The following is a 15,526-nucleotide window of genomic DNA, read 5'->3' as shown; positions in this document are numbered from 1 at the left end:
ACTCAATTCGACTGATCATATGCCACTACGCTCTCTTCCTCACCAGAGTGTAAATGACAATTATTATCCATAAACCATTTCTCGTCATAAGTTTCAATATCAAAATATTTTTCATATTTATCTATATTATCACAAAGTGAAAGTGCTCTGATCTTATTCATAATCAAACCTGTACCAGCAGGAATTAATCTTCCTACTATAACATTTTCTTTTAATCCACTTAAAGGATCACTCTTTCCGCAAAATGCTGCTTCTGTAAGTACTTTTGTTGTCTCTTGGAAAGAAGCAGCAGAAATAAAGGAGCTAGTTTCAAGACTTGCCCTAGTAATCCCCTGCAGAATAGGAAGATAATGAGCAGGCCGTTTGCCAGAGTTACTCATAGCATCATTTTCCCTATCAACTTCCAGCTTGTCAATGCTTTCGCCAACCAAGTACATAGTATCACCAGGATCAGTAATTTCCACTTTTTGTAGCATTTGTTTTAAGATCACCTCTAAATGCTTGTTGTCTATACGAACACCCTGCAATCTATAAACTTGCTGTATTTCAGAAATCATATAGTGCGCTAAAGCTTCTAACCCAAGCACACGTAAAATATCATGGAGATCAGGGTCACCATCCATCAATAGATTACCTTTACGTACAAAATCACCTTCATTGACTATTACATGCTTACTTCTTGATACCAAATATTCAACTGGAGAAATTTGTTCATCTACAGGTTTAATTAATATACTGCGTTTTCCTCTACGGTCTTTTTCAGAAAACGCTACATAGCCATCTATCTCACTAACAATAGCATGCTCTTTAGGACGACGTGCTTCAAATAACTCTATAACCCTCGGTAAACCACCAGTAATATCACGAGTTTTAACTGACTCTCTTGGTGTTCTTGTAATAACATCACCTGCATGAACCTTCTGGCCATTTTGTACATTGAGCACTGCACCAATTGGTATAAAATAACATGCTTCAACGCCACTTGCGAGTGTCATTACTTCACCATTATCGTCAAGCAGCACAATACGAGGACGTAAACTAGCTCCACCAGAATGCAATTTCCAGTCTTTTACTACTTTGCTTGATATTCCTGTAGATTCATCCATCACTTCAGTGATCGAAATTCCATCTTTTAAGTCCTGATAAGACACTGTACCAGTCTTCTCCGTGATAATAGGCAATGTATAAGGATCCCATTCCGCAACTTTATCGCCAATTTTTACTGATCCACTCTCATCCACATAAAGTTTAGCACCGTAAGGTACACTATGCTTCAACTTCTCACTACCAAGGCTATCAACCAACACGACTTCACAGGAACGGCTTATCACAATTTTATTTCCGTTTCTATCTATAATTATATTACTATTGTTTAACTTTATTTTAGCACTAATAGAAGCTATAATATTTGAGGATTCAACGCCTCTAGTCATTACCCCACCTATATGGAAAGTACGCATCGTTAACTGAGTACCTGGCTCTCCAACAGATTGAGCAGCTATAACACCAACTGCTTCACCTATTGAAACAATTTTACCAGTTGCAAGGTCTCTTCCATAACACAAAGAACACACACCAGGACTTATTTCACAAGTTAAAGGAGATCTAATTTTTACAGCATCAAGACCTGCAATGCTGATTTGCTTTACTTTATCCTCATCAATTAATTCCCCTGCTTTTACTAATAATTCTTTTGTCACTGGGTTATATATACCATTTGCAGATGTTCTACCCAGCACAACACTCTCTAGAGATGCAACTATAGTACTTCCTTCAACTATAGCTCTCACAACAAGACCATTTTTTGTTTTACAGTCATGCTTTGTAACTATGCAATTTTGAGACACATCAACTAAACGACGAGTTAAGTATCCAGAGTTTGCAGTTTTAAGCGCAGTGTCAGCTAAACCTTTACGTGCACCGTGAGTAGAATTAAAGTATTCAAATACGTTCAATCCTTCACGGAAATTAGAAATTATAGGTGTTTCTATAATCTCACCAGAAGGTTTGGTCATGAGCCCTCGCATTCCTGCTAGCTGTTTCATCTGTGAAGTAGAACCCCTTGCACCAGAGTTAACCATCATATACACTGAGTTGTACTTACTATTTCCATCATATATAGATATTGCTTTTAACATATCATTAGCTATCATATCCGTACACTTAGACCATTCATCTATAACCTTGTTATACCTCTCACTTCTAGTTATTAGCCCATCTTGATATTGCATAGAGAATTTCTTAATTTCACCCCTCGCGTGATCAACATGTGTAGCTTTAGTTTCAGGTATAACCAGATCACAACGACCAAAAGAAACACCAGAAAATGTGGCATACTCAAAGCCAAGTACCATTAATTTATCAGAAAATGCCACTGTAGCACTTTGACCACAGTTACGATATACTAAATCAACTATACCAGTTATTTCCTTGACTGTTAATATCTGATTTATTAGATCGAAGCCTAGATTCTCATGCTTAGGAAAAATTTGCCATAATATTAAACGGCCAGGAGTTGTACAAACAGTTTTATAGTGAGTTTCACCGCTGCTATTAATATACTCCATCCTATACTTTATACTAGAATGAATATGTAAAGTACCATCACTCAAAGAATGCTCAACTTCACAAAAAGCACCAAAAGATGGTAAATTATCTTCCTTAGGTTCTTGTAAAGTCAGATAATATATACCAAGCACTATATCTTTACTAGGAACTATAATCGGTCTGCCATTAGAAGGACTTAAAACGTTATTAGTGGACATCATCAACACCCTAGCTTCAAGCTGAGCTTCCAATGAAATTGGCACATGCACTGCCATTTGGTCACCATCAAAATCAGCATTAAACGCCGTACAGACAAGCGGATGAAGCTGTATTGCTTTGCCTTCAATAAGGATTGGCTCAAAAGCCTGAATACCAAGTCTATGTAGCGTAGGCGCTCTATTCAACAAAACAGGATGCTCTTTTATTACCTCTTCAAGCATATCCCAAACTTCTGGTTTTTCTGCTCTTATCAACTTACTAGCAAACTTAATAGTTGGAGCCATACCATACATCTTAAGCTTTGAGTAAACAAAAGGTTTGAATAGTTCAAGAGCCATTCTTTTTGGTAATCCACACTGATTTAGTTTCAAAGTTGGACCAACAACTATTACAGAACGTCCAGAGTAGTCTACCCTTTTTCCTAAGAGGTTCTGGCGAAAACGACCCTGTTTTCCTTTTAACATATCACTAATGGACTTTTTATATCCAACAGCACCAGCTTTGTTTACCAAAGTATTACGACGATTATTATCAAAAAGAGAATCAACTGCTTCTTGTAACATCCTTTTTTCATTACGAATCATAATCTCAGGAGGATTTAAGCTCAACAATTTCCTCAACCTGTTATTTCTATTAATAATAGTCCTATAATGATGATTCAGATCAGAAACTGCAGGACGACCACTTTCAAGCGATACCAAAGGACGCAAGTCAGGTGGTAAAATAGGTATAGTTGTAAGTATCATCCACTCAGGCCTATTTCCAGATTTAATGAAGTTTTCAATAATACGCAATCTCTTTATAATTTTCTTTCTTCTTATCTCAGAAGCAACAGACTCTAATTCTAGTCTTAAATCCTTCCTAATTTCATGTAAATCAAGGCGCGTTAGCAACTCTCTTATAGCTTCAACACCTTGCATAGCTACAAAACTACCGATCCCATAGCTATCTTTAGCTTCATTATAAGCTTTTTCACTAATAATCTCACCTTTTTTAAAAGGCGAAACAAGAGGATCTATCACGATATAATTATCGCTATATAAAATATTCTCAATATCTCTGAGAGACATATCCAATAATGCTCCAATTCTTGAAGGAAGCGATTTCAAAAACCATATATGAGCAACAGGAGATGCAAGCTCTATATGACCCATCCTTTCTCTTCTTACTTTAGAAGATGTAACTTCTACTCCGCATTTTTCACATATGCGACCTCTGTGTCTTCTTTTTTTGTATTTTCCACATAAACATTCATCGTCATTGACAGGGCCAAAAACCTTAGGGCAAAATAATCCACCTTTCTCAACTTTGAACGTACGATAATTTGCAGTTGAAACATCTTCTATCTCACCACAAGATATACGCTTAATACTTTCAGGACTAGCAATCGATATGCTAACCTCATTAAAAGGTTGTGCAATGTTAGTGTGAGATATATCTTCAATCACTACATCATTTTGCTTTAAATCTACATTTAAACATAAAGAACGTAGTTCTTTTATCATCACATTAAAGGATTCAGGAATTCCACATTCAAAATTACTGTCACCTTTTATTATCGATTCGTAAATCTTAACTCTACCATTAATATCATCAGACTTCACAGTTAACATTTCCTGCAAAGTATAAGCAGCACCATAGGCTTGTAATGCCCAACATTCCATTTCACCAAAACGCTGACCACCAAAATGAGATTTTCCTCCTAGAGGTTGTTGAGTAACCAAACTATAAGGCCCTACTGAACGCGCATGAATTTTACCATCAACCAAGTGGTGCAACTTAAGCATGTACATGTAACCAACTGTAACCTTGCGGTCGAATTTTTCACCACTGCAACCGTCATATAATACAGCTTGTCCAGAGTTATCCAAACCAGCAAGTTCAAATAATTTTGCTATTTGTTCATCTTTTGGACCCTCAAATACAGGTGCAGCAACAGGAACACCATCACGTAATTTACGTGCAAATTCAATGAGATTATTATCACTAATATTACGAATATCATTACAGATAGACACGTTACTACCATAGCTATAAACCTCAATCAGGAAATTACGTAAATTGCTGTATGAACTTTTACAAGAGTTCAAATAGTTCTCTACTAACGCATTCAACTCGTCATTTAGTGCATTTTTATTAGGTGTATTTAAAACAGAAGCCATTATTTCATCATCATCAATATTTTCAATTTTTTTATTGTCAAGGTATGCTACTGCAAATTGTGTAAAATTATCATCGTTAAGGGACCTAATTCCCTTGCAAAAAGCACTTTTGATTTTATTGATCTCATCGAGAATATTACTTACCCTTTCCCCTAATTTTCTACAAGTCCAACCTACATGCGTTTCCAGTATTTGCCCTACATTCATTCGTGAAGGAACACCAAGAGGGTTAAGAATAATATCAACAGGAGTACCATCTTCCAAATAAGGCATATCTTCCACTGGCACAACTCGAGAGATCACACCTTTATTCCCATGTCTACCAGCCATTTTATCCCCTGGTTGCAGACTATGTTTCACAGCAATGAAAACTTTTACTGACATCGACACACCTTGAGGCAGGTCATAACCTTCATGTAATTTTTCTACTTTTCGCTTAAACTGTGCTATTGCATGTGATACTTTTTCATCAAAATCTTTTTTTAAGCTCTTAACTTGCTCAGAAATGGATTGGTTTTTTAATCCTATACCCCACCATTGCTCACGTTCAATAGAGTCAAATTTTTCTCGATCTTGAGAACCAGAATTAATAAGAAGTTTCTTCAGTTCATCATAGAAATATTCACTAGTAACATTGATTATATAATCTCGCTCTTCCTCAAAGTCATTTACCTCTTTTTGTTTGATGAGTAATGCCCTTTCATTTTCTTCAACCCCTCTGCGTGTAAAGACTTGTACATCAATTACTGTCCCTTCAACATCTGGAGATGTATATAAAGAGGAATCCGCACAATCGAATGACTTTTCACCAAAAATTGTCATTAATAACTTCGTTTCAGGAGGCAATGAAAGAGAAGGTTTAGGTGTAACTTTACCTACCAGAATATAGCCTGGACCAACTCTTGTACCAATTTTCACTATACCACTATCATCTAAGTGATATAGATTTTCTTCATTAACACCAGGTATAGCACGAGTTATTTTTTCTGATCCTAAAGGGGTATCATGTACAACACAGTCAAATTCTTCTATATGAATAGAAGTAAAGAGATCTTTTTTAACAACTTCACTAGAAATAATAATAGAGTCTTCAAAATTATAACCTTGCCAAGACATAAAAGCGACTAGCAAATTTTTACCAAGCGCCAACTCACCACTGTTAATTGCAGGACCATCAGCTATTACATCACCCTTTTTAACATAATCACCTACGCACACTAGCGGTTTTTGATTAATACAAGTATTATGGTTAGAACGCTGAAATTTCCTTAGATGATAAATATCTACGTCCAAGTAGTTAACCCTTTCTTTATCAAAAGCACGTATAACTATAGAGTTACTATCAGAACTATCAACTATGCCATCGCGTTTTGCTAAAACTACAGCACCAGAGCCAGAAGCTACAAAAAACTCCATACCAGTAGCAACCAGAGGAGCGGTAGGCTTCAATAAAGGTACGGCCTGACGTTGCATATTTGAGCCCATTAATGCTCTATTAGCATCATCATTTTCTAAAAATGGAATCAAGGAAGCCGCAACTGATATTACCTGCTTAGGAGATACGTCAATGTAACTCACCTGATCACTACTTACCATAATGAAACTACTAGAATATCTACAGTATAGCATATCATCAACAAAGCAATTATTTTCATCGAGCTTTGCGCTGGTATCAGCTATATAATATAAACCTTCATCTATGGCAGACAGATACTCAATTTGATCAGTAACAACCCTATTAACTACTTTTCTATAAGGACTTTCAATGAAACCATATTTATTAATACGCGCGTATATAGCTAAACTGTTGATTAACCCTATATTTTGCCCTTCAGGAGTCTCAATAGGGCAAATTCTTCCATAATGAGTTGGATGAACATCACGCACTTCAAATCCTGCCCGTTCTCTTGTTAAACCGCCAGGACCTAACGCGGACAACCTTCTTTTATGTGTTATTTCAGATAACGGATTAGTCTGATCCATAAATTGAGATAATTGAGAAGAATTGAAGAAATCTCTTAAGACATTAGTTAACACTTTTGGATTAATAAAATCAGATGGAGAAACTTTATCTAAACTAGAAGTGGACATAGAATCAACTATTGCGCGTTCCAATTTCAACAACCCAGTTCTAAATTGATTTTCTATAAACTCTCCAACTGATCTTACTCTTCTGTTTCCTAAATGATCAATATCATCCACAGATCCTTGACCGTCACGTAACAATACTATTTTTTTTACAATTTCAATAATATCTTCATACGTTAAAACAGTTAAATCCTCATCATAATTTAATCCAAGGTAAGAGTTAAGCTTCAACCTACCAATGTTAGACAAATCATAATATTCCGGACTGAAGAAAAGATTACGGAAAAACTCCTCTACTATCTCTAAAACAGGAACTTCACCAGGACGCAAAACTCTATATATTTCATATAGCGCATCCTGATAAGACATATTTTCGTCTAAGAAAAGCGTATTTAATATATAAGGTCCAACAGATACATTATCTATGTTCAATACTGATATTTCATCCACAGACAATAACTCAAGCTTCTTTATGTCTTCCAGCTTTATAGATTCACCAGCAGATAAAATTTTCGTAGAGCTAGCACTATCCATTAAATCTTCTGCGAGGAATAAACCACATATAGAATTAAAAGGAACCAGATATTCTTTCAATTCATTATCATATAGCTTTTTAGCTAGTCTTGAGGTGATACGAACGTTAGCTTTAAGCAGCACATTACCTTCAATATCCATTAAGTCGAAAGGCAACCTCACTCCTTTAAATTTATCAGGAACAAAAGGCACTTTCCAACCATCTTTATGTTTTACATACTTTATTTTCTCATAAAATCTATCGAGTATATCATTATTTGATAGACCTAACGCCTTTAACAAAACTGAGATTGGCAATTTTCTTTTTCTATCAACACGAAAATACAAATGGTCTTTAACATCAAATTCAATATCAAGCCAAGAACCCCTATAAGGAATAATTCTAGCAGAATAGATCAATTTACCAGAATTGTAAGTTTTTCCCTTATCGCTATCAAAAAATACACCAGGAGACCTATGCATTTGTGAGACAATAACTTTTTCTACACCATTAATGATGAAAGTGCCCTTATCAGTCATCATAGGCAACCCACAAAAGTGGACTTCCTGCTCTTCTATAGATTTTACAACGGTTGCAAGTTTAGAATGATCTCCACTCTCTTTAATCGATTTATATTCATCAAGAGAAATACCATCCTGCATAACAACAAGACGTATAGAAGCAATAACCTGAGCAGAAAAAGTTACACCACGCTTTATGCACTCAGATTCATTATACTTAGGATCATCTACCCTACAACTTATAAACTCAATAGTAGCCCTACGCAAAGGATCATTTATTGGAAAGATTGTATGAAAGATAACTTCAAGTCTTTCATTACCCTTATTCTTAGGAGCAAATGAATCATACGATTCTTTTTGAACCTTAACCAAATCCAATAAAGAATTTTTTAAATCAATCGACCTAGAATAAGAAACTCTAGGAACAAAAGCACCAGAAGCGTACATATAAGAAAAATCAACCATTAAAATACCCCAAACTAATTAAAAGAGCTATATCAATATAAAATTAATACATTAAATATTATTCAAGCTCCACTTTAGTTGCTCCTGCTTCAATAAGTTTTTGCTTGATTTTTTCTGCTTCGTCTTTAGGAACATTAGCAGTTAAATCTTTAGGTAAAGATTCAACCAACTCTTTTGCTTCTTTTAAACCCAATGTAGAATTAACTTCTCTCACAGCTTTAATAACTCCTATTTTTTTACTCGCATCAATTTCTTTAATCACAACTTTATACTCAGCTTTTTCTTGAGCAGCAGGAGCAGCAGCATTATCACTAATAGGCGCCCCAGCACCAACAGCCCCACCAAGAAAAGAACCAGCAGGCAACCCTATTTTCTCTTCTAGAACTTTTACAAGTTCAGAAGCCTCTAATAGGTTTAAAGATAATATTTTATCAACCAAATCACTTGTTACATTACTCATAATTACCACCTTACTTAACAACAAATTTATTTTTTAGAACTATAATAATCCAAAACTCTCATAAGCCTCATAGAAGATGAATTAATAGACAACGCCAATCGAGCAGGAATATCATAAGATATTAAACGCATAATTTTAACACGCAACTCATCCAAAGAAGACAACTTAGCCAGTTTATTAACATCTTCCACTGTTAACAATTCATTTATATGAGCCGCGCAAATCACAGACATTTTTTCTTTGTTAGCATTAATAAAATCAACTATTAACTTTGCAGCTTCTACTATGCCACTAGAGTATATAATAGCAACAGAACCAGAAAATTTACCTGATAAATAAGAAAATTTACCAGTCCTTTCCAAAGCCAAGCGCGCTAGAGTGTTTTTAACTACTAATACCCCACCTGCTATAGACTTCAGGCTATTCCTCAGAGTTAATGAATCATTAGCATTTATAGATTTAAAATTTACTAATATCAAGAAATCATTATTTACAAATACATTTATTATGCTCTGTATAAATTCATCCTTATTTTTATGCTTCACGGTATCACTCCCTTAAATTATATCTTCCACTTTGCTTATCTTATAAGCTTCACCCATAGTTGAATTTAAAAAAACACCCTTAAAGTAAATTCCTTTCGCAGAAATAGGTTTATTATCTTTAATTACTTTAAGAAAGGCTTTTAAATTTTCTAGCAAGTCATCAATATCAAATTTAATATTTCCTAATTTACCATGAATAACACCATTTTTATCTGTTCTAAATTTTATCTGACCAGACTTAATGGTTTTAATAGCTTCTGCAATGTTAGAAGTCACAGTACCAAATTTAGGGTTAGGCATCAGCCCTTTAGCACCCAATACTTTTGCAATAGGAGTGATTTTTGCCATAAAATCAGGAGTAGTAATGCACCAATCAACATCTAATTTTCTACCCTTTTTTATTTCTTCAACTAAATCCTCTCCTCCTGCAATATCAGAACCAGCTTTTTCAGCTTCTAATAAATGTTTATCTTGAGCGAAAACAGCTACTTTAATATTCTTCCCGATACCTTTAGGCAAAACTACTGTACCACGCACCTGCTCTTCAGATTTACGTGAACCTACGCCTAAATTGACTGCAATATCAACTGATTCATTAAATTTTGCTGAAGCAGACTCAATAATCTTCTTCAAACACTGCTTAGGATTATCATTATATGTATTCATTTACCTAACCTTCCACAACTTCTATACCCATAGATTTTGCAGTGCCTACAACCATTTTCACTGCTGAATCTTCATTATCCACTTTCATATCAACCATCTTGCACTTTGCCACTTTAATTATAGCAGACATAGGTAACTTAGCCACTAATTCTTTACCAGGATTACCAGAACTTTTACTTAATTTAGCCTCCTGCTTAAGTAAATAAGCCACAGGTGGACCGCTGACAGTAAAATCATGAGAGCGATCATCCTTTATGGAAATTCGCACTGTTACTAAACCGCCTACTTTATAATTAGCGTTAGCAGCGCTAGTAACTTTATTAAAAGCTTCACAAAACTTAGGAACAGGTATACCACGTGGACCAAGTACTGAAGCAATTTTCGGTCCTGGAATTGCTTTCCCAGCTTCCATAAGTAAGTTAATCTTAGCAACTATAACACTCATAATTAATCCTCTATTTTCTCTACTTGAGCCAGATCAAGCTCTATTATTGTCGGCTTACCTAAAATTGATACTTCCACATTAATAATTTTTTTCTCATCGTTTACCATATTTACCTTACCAGTAAAATTTTGAAAAAGACCATCATTAATTTTCACTTTTTCACCTTTTTCATAACCATAACCTAACTTCTTTGTCTCTTGAGCATTATAAAGTGCATTACACATTGAGTGAATCTCATCGTCCAAAATCACCTTTGGAATATTACCATTTTTCAAAAACCCATAAACCTTAAGAGATTTTGGTATATTATTGATAAAATTCAATACTTCATCGCATAAATTCACGTATAAAAAGACATAACCAGGAAAGCATTTCCTTCGTGTAGCAATTTTCTTAGATTTCAACTCTACTCCACTTAGCTCTTCATATGGAATAAAAACTTCCTTAAAGTAACCATTAACACTCAATCTTATAGAATTTTCCAATATATGTTGGCGCACTTTCTCTTCACAATTGGAAGCAACTCTCAAGATATACCATTTATATCTATTAAATTCTTTACACTTTAAACTTATCTCATCATCTGAAATCATCTCAAAATCACCAGATTCGCCACTGCAGAATCCAGGCGTTTGATTCAAAATATTTTTGCTTTCATCACATAGATGCATATATACATACACTTCACATAACTCTTTTATATCAGACTTTGAATTACATACCGTTTGATAAGGAATAAACACTTCCTTAAAATAAACAGCATTACTTACCAATTCGCGTATATTTTGCTCATATCCATAATCAACTCTAATGATATACCATTTATATTCACATTCCATAAATAATTCCAAATAAAGCCTTAATTACGTAAAGAGACATAAAATCCACAAAACAGAAGAAAATCGAAAAGCATAATATCACAATCATCACAACAAATAGAGATGACAACACCTCCTGTTTCTTTACCCAAGCAATTCTTCGTATTTCTTGCTTTATATCATAGAAAAAAACACACAAACTTTTTAACATTTTCACCACAACATTAATGCAGGAGCGATAGGAATTGAACCTACAACCTCTGGTTTTGGAGACCAGCGCTCTACCAATTGAGCTACACTCCTATAACTCAAACTCTCACTCCAAAATTTCAGAAACAACACCAGAACCAACAGTTCTACCGCCTTCTCTTATCGCAAAACGCAATCCCTTATCCATTGCTATCGGTACTTGCAATTCTACTTCTACACTCACATTATCTCCTGGCATTACCATCTCCTTCCCATCTAGCAATTTTATGCTCCCAGTTACATCCGTTGTCCTTAAATAAAACTGTGGCTGGTAATTCGCAAAAAATGGTGTATGCCTTCCTCCTTCCTCTTTCTTTAATATATAAACCTCCGCCCTAAACTTTCTATGCGGCGTTATCGTCCCCGGTTTTGCTAATACTTGCCCTCTCTCCACTTCTTCTCTTTTTGTTCCTCTTAACAATATTCCTACATTGAGTCCTGCACTCCCCTTATCCAGCAACTTCTTAAACATTTCTACACCTGTGCATATCGTCTTTTGCGTCGCTTTCAGACCTATTATCTCTATCTCTTCTCCCGTCTTTATCTCTCCCTTCTCTATCCTTCCTGTTACCACCGTTCCTCGCCCCGATATCGAAAATACATCCTCGATTGGCAATAAAAATGGTAAATCCACAGGCCTTGGTGGAACCGCCACATACTCATCTAACTTTTCCATCAATTTATCTATTGATTTCTTTCCATATTCGCTACTGTCATCCTCCAGCGCTTTCAATGCAGACCCCACTACCACAGGCACTTCATCCCCTGGAAATCCATATTTATTCAGCAATTCCCTCACTTCCATTTCTACCAAATCTATCATATCAGCATCAGCAACATCAGCTTTATTTATATACACCACGATATATCCAACACCTACCTGCTTCGCTAGCAATATATGCTCTCTCGTTTGTGGCATTGGCCCATCAACCCCCGACACTACCAATATCGCCGCATCCATCTGTGCTGCACCTACTATCATGTTCTTTACATAGTCAGCATGTCCAGGACAATCAACGTGTGCATAATGCCTTTTTTCCGTCTGATACTCAACATGCGCTGTTGCTATCGTTATCCCCCTTTTCCTTTCTTCTGGCGCCTTATCTATCTGATCGTACGCTACAAAATTTCCATAATGCTTTGTTATCGCCGCTGTTAACGTTGTCTTCCCATGATCCACATGTCCTATTGTTCCCACATTTACATGCGGCTTTCCAAATGCTTCCACTACTGCTGTCATAATTATTACCCTTAATTATACTTTAACTTTAACTCATCAACCACATATTGTGGTACTTGTTCATAATAAGAAAAATGCATACTATACTGAGCTCTTCCCTGAGATATAGAACGCAAAACATTTATATAACCAAACATATTCGCAAGAGGTACGAAAGCAAGAATTATAGTGCTACTATTATGCGTTTCCATACTTGAAACTTGCCCCCTTCTGCTATTTACATTGCCCATGATATCGCCCATATACTCTTCAGGCGTAATGATTTCAACTTTCATTATAGGTTCTAACATTTTTGGACCAGCTTTATTTGCCATCTCTTTAAAAGCACCTTTAGCAGCAAGTTCAAAAGCTAAAGGACTAGAATCAACTTCATGGAAAGCACCATCAATAAGGGTAGCCTTAAAATCAATAACCGGAAAACCAGAGATCATGCCTCCTTCTTTTATCAACTCTAAACCATTTTGTACACCAGGAATATATTCTTTTGGAATTGCACCACCTACAATTTTACTTTCAAATTGAAAACCAGAACCAGGCTCAAGAGGTTCAAATATAATCTTTATTTTTGCAAATTGGCCAGCACCGCCGGACTGTTTTTTATGAGTATAATCAATTTCAACAGATTTAGTGATAGTTTCACGATATGCAACTTGAGGCGCACCAACGTTAGCTTCAACGTTAAACTCGCGCTTCATTCTATCAACAATAATCTCAAGATGCAGCTCACCCATGCCTTTCAATATAGTCTGTCCACTCTCCGCATTTACTGACATTCTTAAAGAAGGATCTTCTGCAACCAATCTATTTAAAGCAACACCTAATTTCTCCTGATCTGAAGTAGTTTTAGGTTCCACAGCAATTTCAATAACAGGCTCAGGAAATTCCATACGCTCTAATAATATAGAAAAATCAGGTGAACATAAAGTGTCACCAGTAATTGTTCTCTTTAATCCAACTAAGGCAACTATATCGCCAACTTTAGCTTCGTTTATATCTTCTCTGTTATTTGCATGCATAAGCAGCATTCTGCCAATTCCTTCAGTCTCATTTTTTCCCGCATTTAACACAGCGGATTTGGATTTTAACTTACCGGAATAAATACGAATAAACGTCAAGCTGCCTACAAACTTATCCGTCATCACTTTAAACGCAAGAGCAACGAATTTCTCTTTTTCTGAAGGTTTGATCTCAATTTTCTTTTCTGAATCTTTAGGATCAGTTCCAACAATTACATCAACATCAATAGGAGAAGGTAAAAAGTCAACCACACCATCTAAAAGTGGTTGTACGCCTTTATTTTTAAAAGCTGATCCACATAATACAGGAACAAATTTTCCTTTGATGGTTCCATTTCTCACGCATTTTTTCAGTAAATCTACTGGCAGATCATTAGACTCAAAGTAAGTATTCATCGCTTCATCATCCATCTCAGCTGCAGCATCTAATAAAAGATTTCGATATTCTTGAACCTTGTCAAGCAAATCAGAAGGAATATCTTCATAAGAAAATTTAGCACCCAACGTTTCTTCTTGCCATATAATGGCTTTCATAGAAATAAGGTCAATTATACCTTTGAAATCTTTCTCACTTCCTATTGGCAACTGAATGACTAAAGGTGCTGCACCAAGCTTCGTCTTTATCATATCAACACATCGATAAAAATTTGCCCCTATTCTATCCATCTTATTAACAAAGCAGATACGAGGAACGCTATATTTATCAGCTTGACGCCAAACTGTTTCAGATTGAGGTTCAACTCCAGCAACTCCATCAAATACAGCAACTGCACCATCCAAAACCCTTAAAGATCTCTCAACTTCAATAGTGAAATCAACGTGACCTGGAGTGTCTATTATATTGACCCTATGATCATTCCAAAAACATGTTGTTGCAGCAGATGTAATTGTAATACCACGCTCTTTTTCCTGCTCCATCCAATCCATAGAAGCTGCCCCATCGTGCACTTCACCAATTCTATTTTGCTTACCAGTATAAAATAAAATACGCTCTGTTGTGGTAGTCTTACCAGCATCTATATGAGCCATTATTCCTATATTTCTGTATTTAGATATCCCAATTTCCATATCACAATTAATTAGCTAACATTAAAAACGAAGATGAGAAAATGCCTTATTAGCCTCAGCCATTTTATATTTTTCTTCGCACATCTTAAACGCACCACCGCGTTTATTATAAGCATCCAGTATTTCAGATTGCAAACAATCAACAGTGGTTTTTCCACTCTTTTTTCGAGCAGCAGAAGTTGCTTTAGCAATCCACCTTAACGCTAAAGAAATCGCCCTATCTTGTCGAACTTCAACAGGCACTTGATAAGTTGCACCACCAATGCGTCGAGAACGCACTTCTATAGAAGGAGTAACATTTCCTACCGCTGTTTCAAAAATTGATAACCCACCTTCGCCTATTTTCTTTTCAGCTAAAGACAAAGCGTCATAGATAATCTTTTCTGCAGTAGATTTTTTACCACATTTCATGATTGTATTAATGAAACGCATCAGCAAAACACTGCCATAACGCGAATCAGGACTTATTTCTCTTTTTTTTGCTTTATTCCTACGAGCCATAA

10 protein-coding genes and 1 tRNA gene are annotated in these 15,526 nt (G+C 35.7%); all 11 read right to left on the bottom strand.

What is annotated here, in order from left to right; translation table 11 throughout:
* Positions 1–2: 2 nt before the first annotated feature.
* The 11 genes from OM966_RS07140 to rpsG all read right to left on the bottom strand — a co-directional run bounded on the left by OM966_RS07140 (position 3) and on the right by rpsG (position 15,524).
* Positions 3–8,516: a DNA-directed RNA polymerase subunit beta/beta' gene (locus OM966_RS07140; RefSeq protein ID WP_264329371.1), complete on the bottom strand. Its 8,514-nt coding sequence runs from the start codon at positions 8,514–8,516 to the stop codon at positions 3–5.
* A 58-nt stretch (positions 8,517–8,574) separates the two neighbouring features.
* A complete protein-coding gene (gene rplL / locus OM966_RS07135) occupies positions 8,575–8,976 on the bottom strand; it encodes a 50S ribosomal protein L7/L12 (RefSeq protein WP_253307301.1) in 402 nt (133 codons plus the stop codon).
* Positions 8,977–9,002: 26 nt separating this feature from the next.
* Positions 9,003–9,521: a 50S ribosomal protein L10 gene (gene rplJ, locus OM966_RS07130; protein ID WP_264329370.1), complete on the bottom strand. Its 519-nt coding sequence runs from the start codon at positions 9,519–9,521 to the stop codon at positions 9,003–9,005.
* A 12-nt stretch (positions 9,522–9,533) separates the two neighbouring features.
* Positions 9,534–10,187, bottom strand: a complete 654-nt coding sequence (gene rplA / locus OM966_RS07125) for a 50S ribosomal protein L1 (RefSeq protein WP_264329369.1) — start codon at positions 10,185–10,187, stop codon at positions 9,534–9,536.
* A 4-nt stretch (positions 10,188–10,191) separates the two neighbouring features.
* Complete coding sequence (locus OM966_RS07120; RefSeq protein WP_264329368.1) at positions 10,192–10,632, bottom strand: 50S ribosomal protein L11; 441 nt, start codon at positions 10,630–10,632, stop codon at positions 10,192–10,194.
* A gap of 2 nt (positions 10,633–10,634) precedes the next feature.
* On the bottom strand, positions 10,635–11,471 hold the full coding sequence (gene nusG, locus OM966_RS07115) for a transcription termination/antitermination protein NusG (RefSeq protein WP_264329367.1): 837 nt from the start codon (positions 11,469–11,471) through the stop codon (positions 10,635–10,637).
* Positions 11,461–11,661 carry a preprotein translocase subunit SecE gene (gene secE, locus OM966_RS07110; RefSeq protein WP_205517846.1) on the bottom strand — a complete coding sequence of 67 codons (201 nt, stop codon included), beginning with the start codon at positions 11,659–11,661 and terminating at the stop codon, positions 11,461–11,463. Before secE ends, nusG begins: the two co-directional genes overlap by 11 nt.
* A gap of 19 nt (positions 11,662–11,680) precedes the next feature.
* Positions 11,681–11,753 (bottom strand) — tRNA-Trp (locus OM966_RS07105).
* A 13-nt stretch (positions 11,754–11,766) separates the two neighbouring features.
* Positions 11,767–12,939 (bottom strand): elongation factor Tu, encoded by a 1,173-nt coding sequence (gene tuf / locus OM966_RS07100; protein WP_264329094.1) that lies wholly within the window; start codon positions 12,937–12,939, stop codon positions 11,767–11,769.
* Between the two features lie 11 nt (positions 12,940–12,950).
* Positions 12,951–15,023 (bottom strand): elongation factor G, encoded by a 2,073-nt coding sequence (fusA, locus tag OM966_RS07095; RefSeq protein WP_264329366.1) that lies wholly within the window; start codon positions 15,021–15,023, stop codon positions 12,951–12,953.
* Positions 15,024–15,044: 21 nt separating this feature from the next.
* On the bottom strand, positions 15,045–15,524 hold the full coding sequence (gene rpsG, locus OM966_RS07090) for a 30S ribosomal protein S7 (protein WP_253307294.1): 480 nt from the start codon (positions 15,522–15,524) through the stop codon (positions 15,045–15,047).
* Positions 15,525–15,526 lie beyond the last annotated feature (2 nt).

It is taken from the genome of Wolbachia endosymbiont (group A) of Andrena hattorfiana, assembly GCF_947179565.1.
Taxonomy (GTDB): Bacteria; Pseudomonadota; Alphaproteobacteria; order Rickettsiales; family Anaplasmataceae; genus Wolbachia.
This window is presented reverse-complemented; position numbering and strand designations above follow the sequence as displayed.

Coding starts and splice junctions, on each gene's coding strand:
- OM966_RS07140 (WP_264329371.1), bottom strand. CDS start 8,516: ATGGTTGATTTTTCTTATATGTACGCTTCTGGTGCTTTTGTTCCTAGA.
- rplL (WP_253307301.1), bottom strand. CDS start 8,976: ATGAGTAATGTAACAAGTGATTTGGTTGATAAAATATTATCTTTAAAC.
- rplA (WP_264329369.1), bottom strand. CDS start 10,187: ATGAATACATATAATGATAATCCTAAGCAGTGTTTGAAGAAGATTATT.
- OM966_RS07120 (WP_264329368.1), bottom strand. CDS start 10,632: ATGAGTGTTATAGTTGCTAAGATTAACTTACTTATGGAAGCTGGGAAA.
- nusG (WP_264329367.1), bottom strand. CDS start 11,471: ATGGAATGTGAATATAAATGGTATATCATTAGAGTTGATTATGGATAT.
- secE (WP_205517846.1), bottom strand. CDS start 11,661: ATGTTAAAAAGTTTGTGTGTTTTTTTCTATGATATAAAGCAAGAAATA.
- tuf (WP_264329094.1), bottom strand. CDS start 12,939: ATGACAGCAGTAGTGGAAGCATTTGGAAAGCCGCATGTAAATGTGGGA.
- fusA (WP_264329366.1), bottom strand. CDS start 15,023: ATGGAAATTGGGATATCTAAATACAGAAATATAGGAATAATGGCTCAT.
- rpsG (WP_253307294.1), bottom strand. CDS start 15,524: ATGGCTCGTAGGAATAAAGCAAAAAAAAGAGAAATAAGTCCTGATTCG.